The organism is Psychrobacter nivimaris (genome assembly GCF_043419765.1).
GTDB lineage: Bacteria > Pseudomonadota > Gammaproteobacteria > Pseudomonadales > Moraxellaceae > Psychrobacter.
This window is the reverse complement of record NZ_JBHOFX010000002.1, coordinates 768,925-791,885: the sequence shown is the minus strand read 5'-3', so window position 1 is coordinate 791,885 and position 22,961 is coordinate 768,925. Positions and strand designations below refer to the sequence as shown.

Annotated in this window: 17 protein-coding genes; 10 read left to right on the top strand and 7 right to left on the bottom strand. The window is 43.2% G+C overall.

Annotation, left to right across the window (positions count from 1 at the left end; genetic code table 11):
* Positions 1–2: 2 nt before the first annotated feature.
* On the top strand, positions 3–1,481 hold the full coding sequence (locus tag ACHEVO_RS06595) for an NADH-quinone oxidoreductase subunit N (RefSeq protein WP_394124357.1): 1,479 nt from the start codon (positions 3–5) through the stop codon (positions 1,479–1,481).
* Between the two features lie 194 nt (positions 1,482–1,675).
* Positions 1,676–2,503: a ferredoxin--NADP reductase gene (locus tag ACHEVO_RS06590; RefSeq protein ID WP_394124356.1), complete on the top strand. Its 828-nt coding sequence runs from the start codon at positions 1,676–1,678 to the stop codon at positions 2,501–2,503.
* A gap of 108 nt (positions 2,504–2,611) precedes the next feature.
* Here the strand turns inward: ACHEVO_RS06590 and ACHEVO_RS06585 are convergent, their stop codons facing one another.
* Positions 2,612–3,391 carry a hypothetical protein gene (locus tag ACHEVO_RS06585; protein WP_296207383.1) on the bottom strand — a complete coding sequence of 260 codons (780 nt, stop codon included), beginning with the start codon at positions 3,389–3,391 and terminating at the stop codon, positions 2,612–2,614.
* A 581-nt stretch (positions 3,392–3,972) separates the two neighbouring features.
* Between ACHEVO_RS06585 and ACHEVO_RS06580 the strand changes: the two genes are divergently transcribed.
* Together ACHEVO_RS06580 and ACHEVO_RS06575 are read left to right on the top strand one after the other, a co-directional pair.
* On the top strand, positions 3,973–4,860 hold the full coding sequence (locus ACHEVO_RS06580) for a TonB family protein (RefSeq protein WP_201567158.1): 888 nt from the start codon (positions 3,973–3,975) through the stop codon (positions 4,858–4,860).
* A 191-nt stretch (positions 4,861–5,051) separates the two neighbouring features.
* Positions 5,052–5,927: a mechanosensitive ion channel family protein gene (locus ACHEVO_RS06575; RefSeq protein ID WP_101206253.1), complete on the top strand. Its 876-nt coding sequence runs from the start codon at positions 5,052–5,054 to the stop codon at positions 5,925–5,927.
* A 49-nt stretch (positions 5,928–5,976) separates the two neighbouring features.
* Here the strand turns inward: ACHEVO_RS06575 and ybeY are convergent, their stop codons facing one another.
* Together ybeY and ACHEVO_RS06565 are read right to left on the bottom strand one after the other, a co-directional pair.
* Positions 5,977–6,576, bottom strand: coding sequence for an rRNA maturation RNase YbeY (ybeY, locus tag ACHEVO_RS06570; protein ID WP_394124355.1), 600 nt, complete (start codon positions 6,574–6,576; stop codon positions 5,977–5,979).
* A gap of 317 nt (positions 6,577–6,893) precedes the next feature.
* On the bottom strand, positions 6,894–7,997 hold the full coding sequence (locus tag ACHEVO_RS06565; protein ID WP_179798643.1) for a PhoH family protein: 1,104 nt from the start codon (positions 7,995–7,997) through the stop codon (positions 6,894–6,896).
* Positions 7,998–8,613: 616 nt separating this feature from the next.
* Here ACHEVO_RS06565 and ACHEVO_RS06560 point away from each other — a divergent pair.
* The 3 genes from ACHEVO_RS06560 to ACHEVO_RS06550 all read left to right on the top strand — a co-directional run bounded on the left by ACHEVO_RS06560 (position 8,614) and on the right by ACHEVO_RS06550 (position 12,662).
* Positions 8,614–9,942, top strand: a complete 1,329-nt coding sequence (locus ACHEVO_RS06560) for a UbiH/UbiF/VisC/COQ6 family ubiquinone biosynthesis hydroxylase (RefSeq protein WP_394124354.1) — start codon at positions 8,614–8,616, stop codon at positions 9,940–9,942.
* Between the two features lie 166 nt (positions 9,943–10,108).
* A complete protein-coding gene (locus tag ACHEVO_RS06555) occupies positions 10,109–11,392 on the top strand; it encodes an FAD-dependent monooxygenase (protein WP_394124353.1) in 1,284 nt (427 codons plus the stop codon).
* A gap of 37 nt (positions 11,393–11,429) precedes the next feature.
* Positions 11,430–12,662 carry a PIN domain-containing protein gene (locus ACHEVO_RS06550; protein WP_394124352.1) on the top strand — a complete coding sequence of 411 codons (1,233 nt, stop codon included), beginning with the start codon at positions 11,430–11,432 and terminating at the stop codon, positions 12,660–12,662.
* 1 nt (position 12,663) lies between these two features.
* On the opposite strand, the gene ACHEVO_RS06545 is transcribed toward ACHEVO_RS06550, so the two are convergent.
* Entirely contained in the window at positions 12,664–13,575 is a 912-nt protein-coding gene (locus tag ACHEVO_RS06545; protein WP_394124351.1) for a lysine exporter LysO family protein, read from the bottom strand.
* A gap of 265 nt (positions 13,576–13,840) precedes the next feature.
* Here ACHEVO_RS06545 and ACHEVO_RS06540 point away from each other — a divergent pair, with 265 nt between their 5' ends.
* Genes ACHEVO_RS06540 through ACHEVO_RS06530 form a run of 3 tightly spaced genes read left to right on the top strand, consistent with a single transcriptional unit; the run spans position 13,841 to position 18,567 of the window.
* A complete protein-coding gene (locus ACHEVO_RS06540; protein WP_394124350.1) occupies positions 13,841–16,549 on the top strand; it encodes an alpha/beta fold hydrolase in 2,709 nt (902 codons plus the stop codon).
* Between the two features lie 3 nt (positions 16,550–16,552).
* Positions 16,553–17,743 (top strand): patatin-like phospholipase family protein, encoded by a 1,191-nt coding sequence (locus ACHEVO_RS06535; protein ID WP_394124349.1) that lies wholly within the window; start codon positions 16,553–16,555, stop codon positions 17,741–17,743.
* The gene (locus ACHEVO_RS06530) at positions 17,740–18,567 is read left to right on the top strand and encodes an SDR family NAD(P)-dependent oxidoreductase (protein ID WP_296207399.1); all 828 of its coding nucleotides are present in this window, start codon (positions 17,740–17,742) and stop codon (positions 18,565–18,567) included. Before ACHEVO_RS06535 ends, ACHEVO_RS06530 begins: the two co-directional genes overlap by 4 nt.
* 26 nt (positions 18,568–18,593) lie before the next feature.
* Here the strand turns inward: ACHEVO_RS06530 and ACHEVO_RS06525 are convergent, their stop codons facing one another.
* From ACHEVO_RS06525 to nadA, 3 genes are all read right to left on the bottom strand, one after another.
* Positions 18,594–19,487 carry a phosphatidate cytidylyltransferase gene (locus ACHEVO_RS06525; RefSeq protein ID WP_394124348.1) on the bottom strand — a complete coding sequence of 298 codons (894 nt, stop codon included), beginning with the start codon at positions 19,485–19,487 and terminating at the stop codon, positions 18,594–18,596.
* 121 nt (positions 19,488–19,608) lie between these two features.
* On the bottom strand, positions 19,609–21,519 hold the full coding sequence (gene nadB / locus ACHEVO_RS06520) for an L-aspartate oxidase (protein ID WP_394124347.1): 1,911 nt from the start codon (positions 21,517–21,519) through the stop codon (positions 19,609–19,611).
* A 69-nt stretch (positions 21,520–21,588) separates the two neighbouring features.
* Positions 21,589–22,728 carry a quinolinate synthase NadA gene (gene nadA / locus ACHEVO_RS06515; protein WP_394124346.1) on the bottom strand — a complete coding sequence of 380 codons (1,140 nt, stop codon included), beginning with the start codon at positions 22,726–22,728 and terminating at the stop codon, positions 21,589–21,591.
* Between the last annotated feature and the right edge of the window lie 233 nt (positions 22,729–22,961).

The following is a 22,961-nucleotide window of genomic DNA, read 5'->3' as shown; positions in this document are numbered from 1 at the left end:
TCATGAATGATATTACGATGAATGATTTGATAGGATTGTTGCCTTACGCGCCGATTATCGCCGTAGTGATTACGGTACTGACGGTTATGATCGCGATTACCTTTAAACGCTCGCACATGGTCACTGGTACGATTACGGTGGCAGGCTTAAACATCGGTCTATTTACCCTTATCGGGCAAATGATCGGTGTGATTGACAGCGGATCTATCGCACCAAACGCTGAGCAGTTATTTGTTATTGATAACTTTGCTCAGTTTAATATGGTGGTGATTTTTATCTGTGCCTTGGCTTGCTGTACGCTGTCTTATGCGTATTTAGCTAACCTAAAAGACAATAAAGAAGAGCTGTATTTGCTCATGCTGCTATCGACCATTGGTGCATTACTCATGGTAAGCGCGCAGCATATGGCGTCATTCTTTATGAGCCTAGAGATGCTGTCAGTACCACTATATGGTTTGCTTGCTTATACTTACAAGCGAAACCAGTCACTTGAGTCGGGACTGAAGTATTTGGTATTGTCGGCGACTGCATCAGCGACGTTGCTGATGGGTATGGCTTTTATCTATGCAGAAGTAGGCTCACTAGCATTTAAGCCAATCAGCATGGTGCTAGGCAATATCTTTGAGTCGCCACTACTGATATTAGGCGCGGCAATGATGATGTTTGGTATCGCCTTTAAACTCTCGGCTGCTCCTTTCCATATGTGGACGCCAGATGTTTACGAAGGTGCTCCAGCGCCTATCGCTACCTTTTTAGCATCAGTATCAAAAGTGGCGATGATGGCACTGGCCGTACGTTTCTTAATCGATACCGCTTTGCTGGCATTGCCATCAGTGCAGATGCTATTAATGGTCATGGCAACTTTATCTATCTTGGTAGGTAACTTGTTGGCAGTACGTCAAACTAGCCTCAAGCGTCTACTCGGTTACTCATCTATTGCCCATATGGGTTACGTGATGATCGTGATTGTTAGCATTGGTTCAGCCGCTGATAGTATCTCTAGTATGTATATGGCAGTCTATGCCTTTACCTCTATCGGTGCCTTTGGTGTAGTGACATTGATGTCGAGTCCATATCGTTTGTCTGGCGAAGCGGATGAATTGACTCATTATCAAGGGCTATTCTGGCGTCGTCCAGTATTGACCGCTGTCATGACAATCATGATGTTGTCATTGGCTGGTATTCCGTTGACGGCAGGCTTTATCACCAAGCTATTTGCTATCTTAGCTGCGGTACAAGGCACCAACTGGTTCTTGGCTGCGATGATTATCTTGGGTAGTGCGATTGGTCTATTCTACTACTTACGTGTATTACTCACACTGTTCAAACGTCCTAAGCAGTTCATCGAGTTTGACGTGTCTGGGCAGTGGGGTATTCGTACCGGTGGTATTATGGTCATTGCTGTGACGGCGATTATTCTATTCTTTGGTATCTTGCCAAATAGTATGATTGAGTGGGCAAGTTTGGCTCGCATTTGGTAGTGTCGCTGAGTTAATACGGCAGATAAGTCGCTGCGATCTATCTGTTGTTACGGTTAAAAAACCAAGATGCGCCAGCTTTATGATAAGCTTGGCGCATCTTTTTTTATGCTTACCTTTTTGGTATTTATCTTCTTTTACCTATCAAAGGTATCTTATAAAAATATAGTTTAATAAAGTATAAGTGACGAATAATTATGAGTGATAATATTCAAACAGTAACGGTGCTCAGCAAAACCACATGGACGCCAAATTTATTTAGCTTTACCGTCAGCCGTCCCGATAGTTTTAAGTTTACAGCGGGGCAGTTTGTACGTTTAGGCGTCAATCCCAGTCAATTAAAATATTATCAACAGACTGATGCAAGTGATGAAGTCTCTGATACCGCATTGAATGAAGATGTCTTTCGCGCGTATTCAATTGTCTCTTCGCCCTTTGATGAGGTGATAGAATTCTTCTCTATCGTAATTCCTGACGGTGCATTTACCTCGCAATTGCAGCATTTACAAGTGGGTGATGAACTACTGCTTAATACCATGCCGTTTGGTTTTTTGACTTTAGCACGTTACCAAAAACCATTGCCAAAAGACTTATGGCTGCTAGCAACAGGCACTGGCTTAGCACCGTTTTTGTCAATGCTACAAGATTTAAAGACATGGGAAGATTACGAGCACATTGTATTGGCTTATAGTGCCCGTTCGATAGAAGAACTTGCTTACGTTGAGAAAATCGAAAGCCTACAGGAAGACTTCGGCAAGCTGGTTGATAATCCAGCAAAGCTTATCTTTATCCCAATCGTCACTCGTGAGCCTGTCGAAGGTGCATTGTCAGAGCGTTTGCCGAAGTTACTGCTAGAGGGGACGTTGCAAGCGCGCGCGGGTATCGCATTAGATATTGATACTACGCATGTTATGCTATGTGGCAACCCAGATATGGTAGAAGATACCAAAGAGGCATTAAAGACATTGGGACTTGTAATGAATCGCCGCGGTGAGGGCAATATTGCCGTAGAGAACTACTGGTAGTTATCGACTTTAATAAAAAAACGCTGCATCTATAAGGCCAATAACCTCTAAGATGCAGCGTTTTTTTATGGGATGAACCATTGTCTTATGGGATAAAACATTAGCGAGCTATTCTTGGCTTGGCTCAGTCGCATCATCTACAGGGTTGATAGGGCCTTGCATCAATTCAGGATCGTCATCATCACCGATGATATCTTCATTACTACTGGCCGCCAGCAAATCACGATAGTTGATTTGAGCCTTCAAAATCATTTGCTCTTCTTCTAGCTCGCCATAATTTATCTGTACCTTATGCAAAGTACTCATGATTTTTTTGTTGTTTTTTAACCAACGATGGATATCGAGATAAATCACTTCGTCTTTTGCGCGAGCAATATTGACGTATGACAGAATAAAGCCTAAAGGGTCTTTTTTGAGGACGCTATGATAAAACCAAATCGCAAGTTTGACACCTTGGCGTTTGATAAAAGATTCGCAGCGCAGATTTAATATATCGGTATAAGTTTGCTGACCAAATACAAAGCGCTGCACATTGCGATCGAGCTGAACGTGAACTAAGCTAAAGTTACTTGCTACCTCGGCATAGATGCCGCCTGCATTGACAGTGCAGTACAAACGAAACCAATCATCATGCATCTCGACGCGTAGCTCTAAGATGGCTTTTACATTGTCGGTGACGAATGTTTGTAGTGCATCATTGACGTAAGTCTGTGCCACGGGCAATGACAACTCATCTTCGAACTTGTCCGTCGTCTTATTATAGATATCTTTAACCGATTGGGCGATACGCTCCCAACCACTGCCGAATGACTCGTCAAAACGATAGCCAATACTCTCGAAGAACTCATCAAAATTGTCTGAATTATTCACGTTATCAAAGTCACTCAAACTTATTATCCTTATAGGGCGCGTCATTCAATCGGTGACGTAAAAATGGCTAAACAAACTTTGCAGGTTATCGTTAATTTAAACGAATGCTAATTATCTATAATTTCTGAATATCTACGACTATTAGTAATTTTTATACTGATAGGTAGCAAAAGCGAAAAACTGACCTCTGATACTAGTGCACAGTAAATCTGCACTTATTGTGCTGCTTGATCATCTGCCGTGCCTAATCAAGACGATGCACAGTTCTGGTTGTTGCAAAGTATCGTGCTACTAATTCTATTGTGCTAAAGCAGTATATAACAAATATAGTGGCTTCAAAATGAACACATGCGTTTTATAGCAATTCATTTGGTATAGACAGTGTTTCGTCTGCCTTATATATTCTCAAGCGCGCGTTTTTCAATCAGCGGATAAGGTTACCAATACTGTATGGCAGATGTCAAAATGCCGTCTCAGTGCTTATACTGGCGACATAATTCTATGTCATGTTATGATAGCGCCAGTATAAATCATGCCGATCGTTACAACACTTATTAAATAGTGCTTTGTACTGATTTGCTCACAAGCTGAGATTCATTGTGGCCTATATAAAAGACTCACAGAGCTATCATTTTTCCGCGCAAGCGCCCAAGCGCGATATAAGTTTGCCTGTCGCTATTGTTATTGCGGTGGCTGTTCACGTGCTGATTATTTTCGGGATTAGCTTCTCTATGGGAAAAGACCCAGCTGCTATGATGCAAGATGTAGCAAAGGCGCTGACCGATAACATGCAGCCCAATGAAGATGCGCACTTTATTGCCAATGCTTCACAAGAGGGCGGCGGTACAATAGAAGAGCAGCTAAGACAAGAGAACAATCAGCTAAGTGCAATGTCTGCTGAGCAAATGAGTGAGACTCAAGACATCGTTAACTTACAGCGTAAAGTACGTCAGCAGCGCTATCAAGAAAGCTACCTACGCACGACGTTAAGTTGGCGTCAGGCTACTGTAGAGTCGGATAATGACAGCGAGCAAGCGCAAGATGATGCGATGGCGCAAGAAGAGCGGCTACGTAAGCAGATTGCAACCTTAGAAGCTCAGCTATCTCAGCGTCAGCAGGTCTACGCGACCAAATCCAAAGTCGTGACCATGGATAGTAACTCGACCACACGGGGTGCGGCAGCCGACTATATCAATACATTCCGTGAGCATGTCGAGCGAGTGGGCAACTTGCATTATCCTGTACAAGCGCGTGCCCAAGGTATTACGGGTGAAGTACGCCTTATGGTTATCATCAGTAACGACGGCAATATCAAAGCCATTCGTTTGCTTGAAAGCTCAAACTCTACGATATTGGATGAAGCGGCCAAGCAGTCGGTACGACAAGCTGCACCTTTTGGTAAATTCACCGAAGACATGAGCGATATCGTCGAGCTGCGCTTGATACGTACTTACCGCTATAGTGATACAGTCGAAGTAACGTATTAAGGTTAACGTATTCATGCCCTAAGAAGACAGGTGCTAAGAAGAAAGTTACTGAAATTAAAGCTACTGAAAATAAAGTTGCTGGAAAGAATATCACTAAAAACACAACTGTTAAGAATAACGCTTAACGCACTATTTTTTATCATTAAAGATACTCAAGTTCATAACACCCAGCTATAAAATAAAGAGTCAGTATGGAATTTTTAGGTTTTACCGTCGATGTCGCTACCTTAACGAGCAACGCCCTAGAGCTAGTCATTAAAGTCGCTTTGGCAATACTTATATTTATCGTTGGACGTTGGCTTGCCAAAAAGGCTGTCGCTTTTTCCGATCGCCTGATGACGCGTAGCCATCTGGATGAGACAGTTGCTAGTTTTTTAAGTCGTCTATTGTATGGCGTACTACTGGTCGTGGTGATTTTAGCTGCACTTAGCAAAGTCGGTGTACAGACTACTTCGGTCGTCGCGATTTTAGGTGGTGCCGCTGTTGCCGTTGGTTTGTCACTAAAAGACCAGCTATCAAATTTTGCCGCTGGTATTATGATTGTGACATTTCGCCCGTTTGTGCGCGGTGATTATGTACAGATTAGTAGCTACACAGGTACGGTGACTGAGATCACTTTGGTTAATACCCATCTGACGACCATTAACAATCACGATATCATCATTCCTAATAGCGATATAACGACTTCACCTGTGGTCAATTATACAGCGCTACCCAATCGCCGCGTCGATATCACTGTCGGTATTGGTTACGATGCTGATATCAAAACGGCTAAAGACGTGATGTTAAGTCTGGCAAGAAACAACCCATTGGCTTTCACTGATCCTGAGCCTATCGTGCGAGTGACCAATCTAGGCGATAACTCAGTAGATCTTACCCTAAACGTTTGGACAACCAATGCCGACTGGTGGTCGATGCAATGCGAGCTACTAGAGCAATTCAAGCAAGCTCTAGATGATGAGAAAATCGAGATTCCATTCCCGCAGCGCAGTGTCCATGTTAAAGGCTTAGACCATATGATCAACCAAATGGGTCAAGCACAAAAGCTACCATTAACTAAAGATTAATGAGTAGCTGTCTAAGAGTTAGAAAACTGTTTAATAAAGCAGTCCTAGTTTAGACATAAGGATTTGGTAGGTTTAGGCCTGCCAAAATATTAATTTCAAAGTACTCCATCTCATCTTGTTCAGCTTGTCCGAGCTCATGATCAAAACCCAGTAGGTGTAGCACGCCATGCACTAGCAAATGGCTAATGTGCTGCGCCACTGTTTTGTCCTGTTCAGCCGCTTCACGTACCATCACTTCATGACAGATAATCAGCTCTCCAAGAGGCAATGTTGGCATCAGCTCAATGACGGCTGCAGGTAATTCGCTTGGATAAGACAAAATATTGGTCGCATAGTCTTTACCACGTGCTTCTAGATTTAAAGCACGGCCTTCGACGTCATCAGTGATATATATATCTAGTGTTTTAGACTTTTCTTGCCACAGCTCAGGATCGATATCTGCAAAATAGGGTAGGGTCAGACCATTATTAATACGACCGTCTATATAATCTAAAGTCGCCATCATGACTGACAGTAAATGCTCGCGATTATAAAAAGTATCTAATATTTCATCATCAATACTGTCGGTCGCACTGATATCAAGTGCTGCTAAGCTAGCATGGTTGCTAGCGATCTTGTCATCGAAATTAGTATTGTCAGGTTGGCTCATGTTGCTGTCCTTTTTATTATAAATAAATATGTTTCTAACACTGCATCTTCTAGGTGATTTATTTGCCAGCTCTTTTAATATAAAAGTAGCTTAATTATTGTCACTCATCGCTAAATTTTTGGCTAATGAATAGAGGCCTATGTATAGAATATATAGAGGCTACTATAGCTAAGTTGCTGGTAGGCTACCAGTAGCGAAAGAGCTAAATTCAATAAATTACCGGTAAGAAAAAACCGGACTACTTTGAGTAATCCGGTTTTCTTATGCAAGATAAATGCTTATAGCAAATGATTGCAATTCAGTGATTAGCTTGATTATTACAGATTGGCTGCTGCATTAGCGACGGCTTGTCTACGCTCTTGTTCTTTAATACGTTCAAACTTACGTTTTTCTTCTAAAGCCATTTGCTCTTCATCAAATACGTCATAGGCTTCAACAATTTGCTGTACCAATTGATGGCGTACTACGTCTTTTGAATCAAACTTTGTGATATGAATCTCTTCGATATCTTTTAGAATATCCATTGCTTGTGCCAAGCCTGACTTATGACCACGTGGCAAATCCACCTGAGTAATGTCACCAGTGATGACGGCACGTGAGCCAAAGCCTAGACGCGTCAAAAACATTTTCATCTGTTCAGGCGTGGTATTTTGCGCTTCATCTAGAATGACAAACGAGTTATTCAAAGTACGACCACGCATATAGGCCAGCGGTGCTACTTCGATAATCTGACGCTCAATCATTTTACCGACTTTCTCAAAGCCTATCATCTCATAGAGTGCGTCATATAGCGGGCGTAAGTATGGATCGATCTTTTGGGTCAAATCACCTGGCAAGAAGCCCAACTTTTCGCCAGCTTCTACCGCTGGACGCACTAGCAAAATACGCTCAATCTCATTACGCTCAAGCATATCGACGGCACAAGCCACTGCTAGATACGTTTTACCCGTACCAGCTGGCCCAATACCAAACGATACGTCAGAGCTCAGGACGTTTTTTACATAGCGCTGTTGGTTGCCCCCACGCGGAACGATGCGACCCTTACGTGTACGTAAACTGATGGGCGTAAACTCGCTAGCCTCATCCAAATCTTCATCATATTCCATATCATCATGGTCTTGCTCGTCTTCTTCGATGTCTTCATCACGAGAGAGGCTAGATTGGATGATAAGGTGCAGCTCTTCTGCACTGATGTCTTTGGTGTTCTGTGCTTCATCTACCATTTTGTAGATAATACGTTCACCGCGTTCGACATTGGTCACATCACCACTCAGGCAAAAATCGCCTTGGCGCTGCATGATTTTAATATCGAGGCGTTCTTGGATATATTTCATGTGATTGTTGTATTCACCAAGCACGGTTTTTAGCTGTGCTGGGGTCAATGATTCAAACTTTATACGGCGGCTCATGGAATCAGTCAAGCGATTATCCTTTTATTGTGTACCCGACGCTATGATTTGGTTTTAATTGCGTGACGGGTTGCAGAGATAAAATAGTTAGTGGTGTTACAGTGTTTAGGTGATACAAAGATTGTAGATGATAAAAATGACGGCGATATTATTGTTGTTTTTGTGGAAGGTAGTAAATAAAAGTAATGAAAGTAATGAAAGTAATGAAAGTCTTGCCTTCATTATGGTAGAGAATTTTTAAATTTCAAGCCATACATCAGATAGATAACGCTGTTTTTGTATGCTGATTGCAACTCTACAGCGATTTTCTATAGATTGATTCGATGTTGCTATCAGTTCTATATAATTCATCGCTACCCATCGTATGATAGTGCTCTAATAAGATTAAGGTTTTTGAGATTTATAAATATAAATCTCGTTTACGATGATAGTGGAGAAACGATTTGTCTACGGTTAAGACCACGGCAGAATAGACAATTTGTGGTAATCTATGGGTGATACCATAGGTTGCTGCAACCCATCTAATAACAGCAGCGACATGATAAAAATTATAAAATAAAGTCAGTGACGAGCGGCTATCTATCATTAATAAATTGCTTGTCCAAAAAATAATACTAGGAAAATAACAATGCAAGATACTGATTCACATTTATCCAACTCTGACAACATACCTAAAAAGTTCGACAGCATATCTAAAAACAAAGAAGCGATAACTGACCAGCAAGTGCTTATCGCAGGTGGTGGTCATGTTGGTTTGTCCTTTGCATTGCTATTGGCCCATCACGGTATTGCGAGCACCTTATTAGAAAAAAACAGCTATCCAACCATCAGTCCAACGGATGACAGTACTCGCAGCCATTATTTAGACAGTCGCAATACGGCATTATCACGGCGCACGGTACAGATTTATCAAGAAATTGGACTGTGGGATGAGTTACAAAGTCATGCCTGCCGTATCGACACCGTACAGATTAGTGAGCAAGGCAGTTTTGGGCGCGCGCAGCTGAATAAAGCAGAGGAAAAGGTCGAGTCATTTGGGCAAGTCATCGAAAACGCTTGGCTGGGGCGTAAGCTTTTATTAGCCGCACAGCAAGAGCCGTTAATTACCTTGATAGATAATGCCAATGTGACAACTGTCCAGCAGCAGACCGATAGTGTGACACTTAGCTTTAATTACAACGATGAAGCCGAAAACGAGCAGCAGCTTCAAGCTAGCGTATTAGTTGCCTGTGATGGACGCGACTCTACAGTACGCCAATTGCTAGATATAGGTACAACTACGTATGACTATCAGCAAACGGCCATCGTCGGAGTAGTAGAAACAGATACGCCACACGAGCATGCAGCGATTGAGCGTTTCAGTCCAGCTGGCCCACTTGCTGTGCTCCCATTGACTGATCCAGAAGGCGATGGCAATAATGAGTATCAACAAGGCTACAGACGCTCTGTGGTGTGGGTATGCCCAACGGGTGAAGAAACCAGGTATTTGGAAGACGACGTCCATTTCTTGCAGACCCTACAACAAGCTTTCGGTCAACGCGCTGGCAAGTTTACCGCTGCTGGTCGCCGCGGCGCCTATCCATTGACCCGTGTGCTAGCGGATAAGCAGGTAGAAGGGCGCTGCGTCATTATGGGCAATGCAGCTCACACTCTGCATCCTGTCGCTGGTCAAGGCTTTAATCTCTGTATGCGAGATGCGCATGTGCTGGCACAAATGCTAAATACACAAGTGCTCAAAGGCGCAGATATCGGTGATGCACAGTTATTAAAGCGTTATGAGAAAGCACGTCAAACCGACCAGAAGCGAGTGATTCGTTTTTGTGATGCGGTAGTACATGGCTTCACCCATCCTAACCCAGCGATTAAGTTGGCGCGAAATATGGCGTTGTTGGCCTTTGATAAATTGCCGAATATCAAGCCACTAGTTGCCACTTATGCGATGGGTTTAAAATCATAGCGCTATAGTTGATTCAGTTTAAAAGAGTAACAGCGTTAACCTCGCTTGAAGTATTGCCTATACATCTGCACTCGGTTGCCTTGTCTCTCTTTTGAACTGAATCAACTAACTGTAATTAAGATTGATAATAAGCATTCTAATATTGAGCAATATTGAGAGACACCTTATGAAAAACAACCATACGCTGATTATCGGTAGCGGTATCGTTGGGGCAACGCTTGCTCTAAAGCTGGCACAAGAAAAAATGCCTGTGACGTTAATTGATGCCCGTCCTGCACGTGATGAGTCAGCTTGGCAAGATGTGCTTAGCAAACGTGATGCACGTGTCTATGCACTCAGTATGGCTAGTATTAATCTGCTCAATGATATTGGCGCGTGGCAAAAGATTGCCGCCTCTAAACGCAAAGCAGATTACTCGCAAATGCAGGTATGGCAGCTAAATGGGATGGGTGAGTTATTATTTGGCGAAAGTGAAGACAGCGGCGCCGAGAATAATAGCAGTAAAAATCATGAGTCTACGTTATTAGGAAGTATGGTTGAGCCTGCTGTTATCGAGTATGCGCTATGGCAACGCTTGCATGAAGAGGATGTCAGCGACTATCTGACCCTTATCGCTGGTCATAAAGTTGTCAATATGGATTGGCTAGGGGCGCAGCAAGGCTACCGTGTAACTCTAGACAATGGCGAGGCGATTGATACGCGTCTATTAGTTGGTGCTGATGGGCGCGGTTCATTTGTCCGTCAGCAAGCAGGGATTGGCGTAGATATGCTTGATTATAATCAAACCGCGATTTGCTGTGCGATTCAGACTGAGAGACCGCATCAGGCAACGGCACGCCAAGCCATGCTACCAACAGGTACGTTGGCACTATTGCCGCTAGCTGATATAACCGATGTTGATAAGACAAATCCGCAGCATTGGCAGTCGATCGTATGGACATTGCCGCGCAATCAAGCATTGGCATTGATAGAGGAAGAAGAACGATTTATTGCTGATAAGTTAGCAGCTGCTAGCAATTACGAGCTGGGTGCGATTAATCAGATTGAGTCTATCGCTAGTTTTCCATTAGCGGCTCAGCAAGCGAAAAGCTACGTCGCTGATAACTTGGTACTTATTGGCGATGCAGCTCATGGCGTACATCCGCTGGCAGGTCAAGGACTGAACCTTGGTATGCTGGATGTGACAGTATTATGTGAGCAGCTAACGCATGACTTTATCCGTAGTGGCGGCACGCTGTGGGGCAGCAATCAAACGCTACGTCATTATGAGCGTTCGCGCCGTCCGCATAATAGCCTGATGATGCATAGCTTTTCTGCGCTTAACTGGTTATTTGCAGGGTCGCTTGCCCAGATGCGTCCTGTGCAGCAGATACGTAATGAGGGTATGTACCGAGTCAGCAAAATCAAGCCATTGATGCGTTTGTTTGCTAAGCAGGCGAGTGGGGTATAAGTAATCGTAACTTTTATTAAATGATAAGAATATTTTGATGAAGCATATTTTAATTGATTATGAAAACATTCAGCCTAAAAGCTTCGATAATGTAGAGGTGGATGAATGCCATGTATGGCTGTTTTTGGGTATCAATCAGCAGAAGAGTTTACCTCTTGAATTGGTTGAAAACTTGCTCAGGTTTGATAATGAAAATGTGCACATTATTAAGATGCAACATGCAGGGAAGAATGCGCTAGATTTTTACTTGTCTTTTTATCTTGGCAAAATCTCTGAAATTGATCCTAGTGCTGATGTTTGTATTTTAGCAAGAGATAGTGGTTATGATATCTTGGTTGAGCATCTCAATAGTGCATATAATGGTATGAGTATCATGCGGTTAGAAAGTGCTAATCAGCTAACTGTGGCTTACGAGTCAAACATAGAAAGTGCATCAGATATAAAAAAAAGCCAACTTGTCATCGAAGACAGTCATAATGTTTTGTGTGATGACGTTACTAGCGTTGCCATGGACAATAAGAAATCTTTAGCGCAAAGCCTTGAAGAGAGCGTTCCCAAATCGGTTATACATGAGTGTTACGTTTTGGTTTTTGATAGCATTGTCAATCGTAAGGTGTTTTTACCGAGCTATAAATCTAACCTATTGTACTCGATAAAGAAGTACGTTCCAGTGACAGCACTAGAGAGATTTAATAGTACTGAGCAAGACTATATTTTTGAACAGGTTTTTGATAAGTTTATTAAATTAGGTCTTATCAGGCACGATCAAAACGAAGAAAAACTAAGTTATAAAGTAGACAGTCAAGGAATATTAGATTTAGTCACTGATCAAGTTTTACGAAGTAAGGCAAAAGAAATTGATGGATTGAATAATGTGATAAAGCAAAAACTTGCAAGTTATCGCCAAGCAAATAGTCAAGATCAAATTGATTTAGTTATAAATTACCTCAAAAAGAAGGAAATAATAAAACAGGATAACAAAGCTATCTATTACTCACCTTTCGATAATATCAAAGGAAATTCGAGTAAAGTGTCACAAGATGATAATAAGAATAGCAAAGACTCTGCTACAACATATCAACGTGCAATAGCACAGCTAAAAAGTAGACCAGCAGGTACTCGACCATCCAAAAAGTCGAGTTTAACAAACTATCTTAAAAGCCATTTACGCAATGAAGACCCTAAAACCATTGATAAGCTAGTTAAACAGATGGTTAGTAATAAAATAATCGTAATATCAAATACGAATAAGCTGATCTACAAAATATAGCCTACCCAAGCGCCGAAAAAAACACCATCAATACTGGCGAAACAATGTTAATTAGGAAGCCAAAGCTAATCGCTAACGGCACGACTTTTAGACCACCTGACTGCTGAATGATAGGCAAGGTAAAGTCTAAGCTGGTCGCGCCGCCAAGCCCAACCGCGGCGGAAGGGGATTTGCGCATAAATACCGGAATAAAGATTAACGCAAAGAACTCACGTACTAAGTCGTTGAATAACGCGACACTGCCCCAGACAGCGCCATAAGCATCGGTCATGACAATCGCTGACAGCGAATACCAACCAAACCCTGACGATAATGCTAAGCCTTTCGTCCATGACACATCCGTAAATAGTAGCGCGAAAATAAGCCCACCCGCCAATACCGCTAGCGTAAAGATGACACTCATTTCTACGCCGCGTTTATTAAGCAATACTTCTTTTAAGGTGATGCCCGAGCCTTTTAAGCCTATACCAACCAGTAAAATCAAAATCATCAGCATGACGGTCATAGAGTTTTCAGGCGGCATATAATCAGCAGGCAAGAAATAGCCAATCACCATCCCAATCACCACACAAACCACTTGCGCCAAGCTACCTCGAATGCTCACCCGATGCTCTTTAGATTTTACACTTGGTTTTTTGGCATGCCACGGACGCAGATGGTCAAACACCATAAGCGCAAACAATCCTGTACCAATTGTTAATATTGATAGGACGGTGACATATAAGGCAATTTCACCCAGCTGATTACCTAGACCTTCTACCTGAGACAGCTCAATACCAATCAACGCTAGGATGATAAATACCAAGTATGATAGACCTTTGTCGGCCACTTTTGTCATGGTAGGGTTAGACGGAATGGCAAAGCCAATAAACATTGGCATTAATACCAGAACAAGGGTGACTAGGCTTTCCATGATGACGGGCTCGCAGCATTTTTAATAAGGCGTTTTTAAGAAGCTGAAGATTGTACCATATAAGGTTAGTAATACTGATATGAGCCACTGAGATTCAGTGCAAATCATTGGTCGTTGTGGACTAAAATGGAAAAAATTGGACGCTTATAATGATATTAATAAATATCTTTTTCAAAATGTTTGAACGTTTTTGAGCGCTTTGTAATTCTTTACCTTACAAACTTTTGTTGCTACAGTAAAGTACTGAAAATATTTGGCTAGACTCATGTCGCTATATCAGCTCAAAACTCAGTTTCAAAATCAACTACGCCCGATGAGTAATGCGTTGGTTGAGCAAAATGTTACCGCTAATCAAGTGACAGTATCCGCTGTTTTATTAAGTATCGGTACTGCCTATATCATTGCCAAACCAGCGGCTGAACAGCAGAGGCTATGGCTTTTATTACCTTCATCGTTGTTTGTACGTATGGCACTCAATGCCATCGATGGCATGATGGCTCGTGAGCATGGGCAGGCTTCAAGGCTAGGAGCCGTGTTAAACGAGGTAGGTGATATGGTTGCCGATACGGCACTATTAGCGAGCCTGACCCCTCATATTCTGACCCCTCATATCAATGATAAAGAACAGCAAACGTTAATAGCCAACTTGCCAACGAATATATCAACTTCTCAGCATCATATCATTGCTCTGATCGCGCTTAGTATTGGCACCGAGCTGTTAGGCGTTACTAGTAATGCAATGTTAGGTGTTCGCGCTAACCAAGGGCCTTTAGGCAAAAGCGATCGCGCCTTCTTATTAGGGGTGCTTGGTGCCTTTATGGGTATTAGGGCCAAAGCGCCAGTAGGTATTAAAACGCAGACGTCTTCGCTTCCTGTCAGAATGGGTCAATTATTTATATTAACAGAGGTGATGTTATTAAAGACTTGTCTCAATCGACTACGTTATATGACAGAGTTATACTTGAGGCGTAACCCACCTGAGCTGCGATCCGTACTGGGTGAGTCAACAAACAACTCATTATCTCTTACTGTTGTTTTGCCAAATACTTCTACTGATAACGCTCGCCCATTGGAGTTCAAAGAAATGCCAACCACAACCGTTGATAGTCAAAAATTCGAAGAACAGGCCAGTGTTGGTTTTGACTTGCCTGCATCTAAAATCATCAATGGTGAGAGCTGTTATAACGCTTACGACGGCACGGCTATTTATTATCGCTATTGGCTAACGATGCCTTTAGAAGACATGAAAAAATCAGCTATCAAGCAAGCTAACCAACCGTTGCGCCAAGTTATTTTATTGCACCGAGGGCATGAGCATTCAGGACGATTGGCAGAGCTAGGACAGCAGTTTGCAACAGCTGGCTATCAAGTGTTTGCTTGGGATGCGCGTGGTAATGGGCGCTCAGGGGGTATAAAAGACCATGCTGAGAGCGTTACCGAGCTTGAGCGAGATTTAGAAGGTTTTGTACAACTGGTGATTGGGCAAACAGGCATTGCTATTGAAGATACATTGATTGTCGCTAGCAGTATCGGCGCGGTATTGGCAGCAGCATGGGTACACGATTATGCGCCAAATATTCGCGGGATGATATTGGGCACGCCTGCTTTGAGTATTCGTCTGTATCTGCCCTTTGCCATACCATCGCTAAAGGTGGCACGTACGCTAGGTCTGATGTCACGTGTCAGCAGCTATGTTAAAGCACAAGTACTGACTCATGATAAAGACGCGCAGCAAGCCTACAATGCTGATCCTTTAATCTCAAACAGTATCTCGACTGATTTACTCATTGATACCCATGCAACGGGTCAGCGTCTACTCGATAATGCTGGCGCTATCACCGTACCGACGTTTGTCTTATGTGCGGGCAAGGATTATGTGGTCGATAAACAGGCTGAGCGGAAATTCTATGAAGCGATTAACACATCGATCAAACGCTGGCAGTTGTATCCAGATAGCTATCACGCAATCTTTCATGAGACCAATAAAGCCGATGTATTCGCGGACTGTATTGAGTTTGCTGAGCAAGTATTTAGTACACCAGTCCAAGCCCCTGATTTGAGTACGGCTCACTTAAATAGTGCTAGTAAAGATAAAGTGGATCGTTTGGCGATTAAACCATTCAATCCAAACTTTGCAATTACCCGTTTTGCGATGCAGAAGTTTGGTCATGTCAGCGATGCGATTGCTACAGGACTTGAACATGGATTTGATTCAGGTCATTCACTGGATCATGTCTATTGCAATCAGCCAAGCGGTCAGAATAAGTTTGGACAGGCAGTCGATAAGTTTTATTTAAATAATATCGGCTGGCAAGGTATTCGCATTCGCCGTGAGCACATACTGGAGTTGGCACGCTTAGCACTTGCAGATCTCGAAGATAAAAATCAAAGTAGTAATAAATCATACCAACCAAAACTGTTAGATATCGCTAGTGGACATGGTTTTTATGCATTTGATCTACTAACAGAGTTTGCAGATTTACATGCTGAGTTGCGTGATTATGAGATGCATAATATCCAAGCATTGCAAGCAAAGGCGGAGCGTTTGGCCATAAGCAGTCGAGTCGTGACCAGTCAGAAGGATGCCTTTGATCCTGCCAGTTATATCGATGCACATACGAATGATACTAGTACCGATACTAAAAAATCAGATCTTGCTATTGCTTCTGGGTTGTTTGAGTTGTTCTCTGATAATGCGCTACCAGCGACAGCTTTAGCAGGTATTTATGACAGTTTAAAATCGGGCGGTTATCTGATTTATACCAACCAACCGTGGCACCCTGAACAGGAATTTATCAGTAAAACACTAAACAATCACCGTGGCAGTAGTTGGGTAATGCGTTGTCGTTCGCAAGCAGAAATGGATCAACTGGTTGAGCGGGCAGGCTTTAAGAAAGTCACGATGCGTATAGATCGCTTTGGGATATTTACCGTGTCATTAGCGATTAAAACTGTACCAGCTGATGATGAGTAACAGATGAACAATGAGCGTGTTAAGCCTTACGAGCGTGTTCAGCTTTTCTCAGGCGGAGGCTCACGTTTTGGTTATTATTTGGGCAGTTATGCAGCACTAGCGGCGCATGATTTGACGCCAGATATTATCGTTGGTACTTGCGGTGGTAGTTTGTCTGCCTACTTAGTACAACTTGCGCCTGACCCTAAAGATTTGCAAGCGTTGATGTGCAGCCGTGAGTTGTATCGTGTTATCACTGCCATCAGACATGTCGCGCCAGATGAAGCCAATAAACGTCTAAAGCTGCGTTATATGACCCATGCACTCAAACGTTGGCGGTTGTCAAAGTTGCGAGGTAATGGACAACGTCAGCAGCAAATAGACAGCTACGAGCGACTGTTAAATGAGCTACAGCAGTTAGCGATGTTTCGTATCGATAACGAGCAGTATTGGCTAGATGAGCTGTCGCGGTTCGCTGCTAGTAATAATAATGGTGGCAATGCTGATAAAGCAACGCCAGAGATAGCCATCATTGCCAGTCGATTGTATCAAGCATCTACTGATGGCTTATGTAATAAAAAACCTGTACTGCAAGAGTTGTTATTTGCGCCGCCGCGCTTTGAGCGTTCTGCATCAGGTCTGGCCGACGGGCAAATGACATCGCCTGCACACACATTTGCAAACGGACGCATACACCCTTCTGTAAAGGTTCAAACGCAATGGGATTTTGCCCCAGTGATTCGCGCTTCTATGGCAGACATGTACTATCTACCGCCAACACATATCCCAGAGCTTGGCTGGTGTTTAGGAGGTGTGATTAATCTGACACCAATTGAGCTAGCCTGTCAGTTGGGTAACAGCGTATTTGCAGAGACTAAGGCAGGTTATGACCCATGGCTGGCTGCTCCCGCGATTCAGCGTGTTTTTGGTTTTGATCCTAATAGGCGATTGGCAGCAGTACACGGTTATCAACCGATGGAGGTATCGTCGCACATTAATACGGCGGCTAGCAACAACCGTCAGCTACATTGGTTACCATTTGCAGATAACGAGCAGCAACTGAGAGGGCAAAATGTGCAAAAGCGTTTTAACCTAAAACAAATGACCGTTGAGCTAATACACAGAGATTATGACGGTTTTGTGCAGCAAATGCAGGCGCAATGGCAATATGGCTATCAGCGTACGGTCGACTATATACAGCAGCATAAATTATGAAAAACCTCGCAAAAGGTATCACTAAAAACCATGCGCCGCATATCATTATCGTTGGTGGTACAAGTGGCATTGGCTTAGCTTTGGCGTTGCATCATCAGATGCTCGGCTGGCAAGTAAGCGTTGTTGGAAGTAGCGCAGTAAAGATAGCCGATATCAACAGCTTACATCCTGCTATTGTGACTTATGTATGCGACTTAACTGACCCAAATCAAACGCAAACGTTATTAGACAATTTGTCAGGTATTCCATTTCAAAGGCTGATCTATAGTGCGGGTAGCTACACCAATGAGCGTATCCATCACTTAAATCAAGCAGATAGCGACCAGATGCTAGTGATTAACTTACAGGCGTTTGAGCAAGTTTTTAGATGGGCAAGCAGTCAGTTAAAGCAGCAGTTAAAACAGTCATGTCAGGCATTAGATATGACTAAAGGTGATAGACCTAGCCTCATCTGTATTGCCTCTATCGCAGGCACGATAGATTATCCTTATGCCAGTCTATATGCAAAAAGCAAGCGTGCAATGATTGCTACGGCTAGCGCTTATCGGGCAGCACTTATACCTTATAACATCCAAGTAAACTGTATTGCCTCAGGCTATATCAATACTCAAGCACTACGTGATTTAAACGATGGCGATGCTAGCCATAAGCCATTTATCATGAGCACGCAAGCAGCGGTTGATCATATTATGCAAGCGATTGACGATAATATAGAACTAGCGATATTTCCACGCTCAATGCGCTATATCACGAGTGCCTTAAATTATTTACCTAAGCCTGTGCTCAATTGGATATTGCGCAGTAAACTGGATAAAGCCAAATGACTCTGCTATCTGTGCTTTGATTGTATTTAACCAAATAACCAGTAGAGTAGAGTAAATGCTGGCACTCCAATCAGTAAACTGTCTATCCGATCTAACACCCCACCATGACCAGCGAGCATCGTTCCAGTGTCTTTTACCCCGTGCTGGCGCTTAAAGGCTGATTCTAATAAGTCTCCAAATATACCGCTTACAGCCAAGCCATAGGCAGCTAATAGACAGATCCACCAATCAAAAGGGGTGAGCCAAAGACCTAATACTGCTGCCAACATTGCCGCAACTAAACTGCCAAAGATAGCACCTTCAATGCTTTTATTCGGGCTAATAGTCGGCGCTAGACCTCGTTTAAACAGCTTACGTCCAAGCAGTCTTCCACATAGATATTGGGCAATATCGTTGAACTGACTGGCAAATAATACGAAGAGTAAAACGCCATATTGTTCGCGTTGCCAGGTCAATTGCTGTAAGGCTACAAGGCTAATGATGAGTGAGATGAATGCAACACTCAGTAGCAGATCTAAGGAATTGAGCCGCGTATAGTGTTGAGTCAGATTGAGAGAGGTTTTCGCTAGTAGGGAAGTATTTGGCTGTAAGCCTTGCGCTTGGAGTTTATTAATGAGTACGGCTTTACTGTGTAAACACCATAGGCGTTTAATCTCGTAGCTGCCGCGTAGACCAATTAATATAAAGAATAAAATGAGCAGCCATTGATAGGGATATACTTGCGAATGAGAACCTTGCGTATCGTTTGTTATTTGTGCAATCACATAGCAAGTGCAGAGCGCGGCGAGCATCAACCACCACGAGCGGGCTATCAAGTAGATTTTTGGCAAGCGTTTTCGCAGACGAGGTACGGCAAGCACGCTCCAAGCCAAGCTGACGATTATCATCAGGGCAATCACAAACACAATATCAGATGCCATACCGTAGACACTCAAAGAAAAGGTAATATATTAAGCCTATCCATAATGATAGCTTAAATGCTTCTTTAACTATAGTGTTAGATATCACCCTTAATGGGTTTGGTTATTATCTGTCGTACGCTTAAATATGATCAGTAACAGGTATCGGATAACGCTCGTCTTCTATAATGTGATTAATAGAGTGAAGCGTAGTTTTTCTTAATGGCAGAATGATACTGGTTAAAGGCGTTTCAGCTAAGTTAGGATAATCCTCACGATAATGCCCACCGCGACTTTCAAAACGCTGATAAGCCGATTGAACAATCATCGTTGCTAACGCTAATTGCCTCGCCAATTGAAAAATGGCAAGCTCACTGTCAGTAGTAGGGGCTTTACTGCTCATATCAGATAGCATGGTTTTATTATATTCGTTTGACTCTTGCCACTGCTCAATTTGTCGCAATGCTTGCTCTAATTGTTTGGCACTACGTGTAATGCCCATATTGGTTGTCAAAAGAGCTTTCAATGCTATAGTTATCTCTGCAATATTTACGTCAGAATGAAATGCTTTATCAGCTTTATAAATTGGATACGATGACTGCTTGGAAGAGGGCAAGATGACAAATTGCGTGTTTTCTAATGTCGGATATTGCCAAATGTCGGCAGCTAACTGATGCAGTTCATAATAGGCAGTCGTATGTGGCTGTGCCATTTTTTCTAAAGCTTCAGCGGTTTTCTCTAAAGCTTCTAAGTTCTTTAAGTTTTCCAATTTCGTTAAGTAACGAGGCAAGTTGGCTGCGATGTTACGACCAACCACCACACACTCCAACAATGAATTACTTGCTAAACGATTGGCTCCATGCAGCCCTGTATAAGCAACTTCGCCTGCTGCATACAGCCCTGCAATATCGGTCAATCCATTGGCATCAGTCACCACGCCGCCACAACTATAGTGGGCAGTCGGAGCGACCGGAATAGGGTCTGTGGTCATATCGATGCCGAATGCTAGCAGCGTCTGATAAATCTGCGGGAAATGCGCTTGTATAAATGCAGCTGGCAAGTGACTGACATCAAGGTGCACATAGCCAAGTCCGTTACTACTAATCTGATTAGCTATTGCCCGAGCGACGATATCGCGTGGCGCCAATTCAGCGCGCTCATCAACGTCTAACATAAAGCGCGTACCAGTCTGTGGACAATAGAGTCGTCCACCTTCACCGCGTAACGCTTCAGATATCAAAAAACTGCTGTCATCTAATGCTAGACCCGTCGGATGAAATTGCACAAATTCCAAATTTGCCAAGCGGCAGCCTGCCTGCCATGCCATCATGACGCCATCACCGACGCAGACATTAGGCGCGCTGGCACGCTTAAATAGTTGACCTAAGCCACCACTAGCCAGTACGACAGCTAAACTATAAATAGTGAGTTGACGCTCGTTGATATGATCAAAGACCAACGCCCCTCGGCAATGTTTAATCTCGCTATCGTTCATGCTAAAAGAAGAGCTGCTAATCATAGGTGGAGTCAGTAGCTCTAATGCTTCATGATAAGGCAAGATAGTGATATTAGCCGCAGTCTGTGCTTTGGTGGTTAAGGCATTCATCACGTGTCGACCCGTTGCATCATCCGCATGAGCCACACGTCTACAGCCATGACCGCCTTCTTTGGTTAAGTGTAAGTCACTGGTTTTTAAGACTGCAAAATCAGGTGCATTATCATTTTCTTTAGTTAAATTAGATTGAGTAAATGGCACACCTTGCTCGCATAGCCACTGCACCGCTTGCTGTCCTGCACCCAAGATACGGGCAGTATTGTCCGTCGCACACAATCCTGCACCAGCAATTAAGGTATCAGCGACATGATCAGTCACAGAGTCTGCTTTGTCTAAGCTAGCTGCGATACCACCTTGAGCGTAGTGACTTGAGCAAACCTCAAGTGCCGCTTTGCTTAAAACAGTAATATTCAGCGATTTTGGCAGAGATAGCGCGGTGCTCAAGCCTGCCAGACCAGCCCCAATAATAAGAACATCAGTTTTTATAATATTACTCATATCACTGCTGCTCCTGTTATTTTCATAGCGAGTGGTGTTGGACAATCAACTGAATGCGACGGACTCATGCTAGGCTGCCCCAACGTTAGCGAATAACGCACGGTCGTTTACGATATCGCCACTGGCGGCTACACGTTGCTTTTGTGCTTCAGCAAAATCAAGCATCCGTTGTAATGGTTTTTTTGCTGCAGTCGCCAGCTCAGGTGTCATTAGCACTTCACCGCTCTGATTGGTTAAGCATTGCTCAATACCTTTTAGACCGTTCATGGCCATCCAAGGACAAAACGCACAGCTCTTACAGCTTGCACTCTCACCAGCAGTTGGTGCGGCCAAGAATCGCTTGTTTGGTGAGCGTTTTTGCATCTCGTGCAATATGCCCAAATCAGTAGCGACGATAAAGGTATCAGCATCCATCTCATACGTTGATTGCAAAAGTTTACTAGTCGAGCCGACCACATCAGCGAGTGCCACCACGCTATCAGGTGACTCAGGATGTACCAAGACTTTGGCCTCTGGATGTTCGGCTTTTAATTGCATTAGTTCAGTGGCTTTAAATTCGTTATGCACGAGGCAAGACCCTTGCCACAGCAGCATATCTGCACCAGTCTCACGAGCGATGTATTTGCCTAAATGACGGTCAGGGCCCCAAATAATCGGCTCACCTTGTGCATGTAAGTGACGAACGATGTCGATACCGACAGATGAGGTGACCACCCAATCAGCTCTCGCTTTTACTGCAGCGCTGGTATTGGCGTAGACGACCACAGTACGCTCAGGATGGGCATCACAAAATGCTGAAAACTCATCAGCAGGGCAGCCCAAATCAAGCGAACATTCGGCTTCTAAATCTGGCATGAGGATGGTCTTTTCCATGCTTAATATTTTTGCTGATTCACCCATGAATCGCACACCAGCGACGACCAAAGTCTGAGCGCTATGAGCTTGTCCAAACCGAGCCATTTCAAGTGAGTCACCGACGCAGCCACCGGTTGCTAAGGCCAAGTCTTGGATAAAAGGGTCGACATAATAGTGTGCTACCAGTACGGCATTGTTCTCTTTCAGTAGCTTCTTGATATTTTCTTCGACTACGATGCGTTCAGCGCGAGGCAAGTCTGCTGGCATTTTAGCCTTGGCGTATTCAATGTTCATCTGAGTGGCGATGCGATTGTCCGTACTCATGATAGGTGCGTCGTAAGGATATTTTTTCATAATGGCAGCCTTTGTTGGTGCGATAACGATAAATGTATGTGCTAAAAAATAGGTAATTGGACATAACAAATTTATAAGTTGTCTTAATTATGCTCATTTTGAGCATAATTACAAGTGGTTTTTTATACTCAATAAGTCAAAAGATTGGGTTTGAGTGCTAAAAGTGATGTGCAGTTAAGTCGTACTGAGCTTAAAAGTAGTGCTAATTCATGCATCTTATAACTATTTATCGT

Coding starts and splice junctions, on each gene's coding strand:
- nadA (WP_394124346.1), bottom strand. CDS start 22,728: ATGAAAAAATATCCTTACGACGCACCTATCATGAGTACGGACAATCGC.
- ACHEVO_RS06555 (WP_394124353.1), top strand. CDS start 10,109: ATGAAAAACAACCATACGCTGATTATCGGTAGCGGTATCGTTGGGGCA.
- ACHEVO_RS06560 (WP_394124354.1), top strand. CDS start 8,614: ATGCAAGATACTGATTCACATTTATCCAACTCTGACAACATACCTAAA.
- ACHEVO_RS06540 (WP_394124350.1), top strand. CDS start 13,841: ATGTCGCTATATCAGCTCAAAACTCAGTTTCAAAATCAACTACGCCCG.
- ACHEVO_RS06545 (WP_394124351.1), bottom strand. CDS start 13,575: ATGGAAAGCCTAGTCACCCTTGTTCTGGTATTAATGCCAATGTTTATT.
- ACHEVO_RS06550 (WP_394124352.1), top strand. CDS start 11,430: ATGAAGCATATTTTAATTGATTATGAAAACATTCAGCCTAAAAGCTTC.
- ACHEVO_RS06575 (WP_101206253.1), top strand. CDS start 5,052: ATGGAATTTTTAGGTTTTACCGTCGATGTCGCTACCTTAACGAGCAAC.
- ACHEVO_RS06595 (WP_394124357.1), top strand. CDS start 3: ATGAATGATATTACGATGAATGATTTGATAGGATTGTTGCCTTACGCG.
- ACHEVO_RS06530 (WP_296207399.1), top strand. CDS start 17,740: ATGAAAAACCTCGCAAAAGGTATCACTAAAAACCATGCGCCGCATATC.
- nadB (WP_394124347.1), bottom strand. CDS start 21,519: ATGAGTAATATTATAAAAACTGATGTTCTTATTATTGGGGCTGGTCTG.
- ACHEVO_RS06535 (WP_394124349.1), top strand. CDS start 16,553: ATGAACAATGAGCGTGTTAAGCCTTACGAGCGTGTTCAGCTTTTCTCA.
- ACHEVO_RS06590 (WP_394124356.1), top strand. CDS start 1,676: ATGAGTGATAATATTCAAACAGTAACGGTGCTCAGCAAAACCACATGG.
- ACHEVO_RS06525 (WP_394124348.1), bottom strand. CDS start 19,487: ATGGCATCTGATATTGTGTTTGTGATTGCCCTGATGATAATCGTCAGC.
- ybeY (WP_394124355.1), bottom strand. CDS start 6,576: ATGAGCCAACCTGACAATACTAATTTCGATGACAAGATCGCTAGCAAC.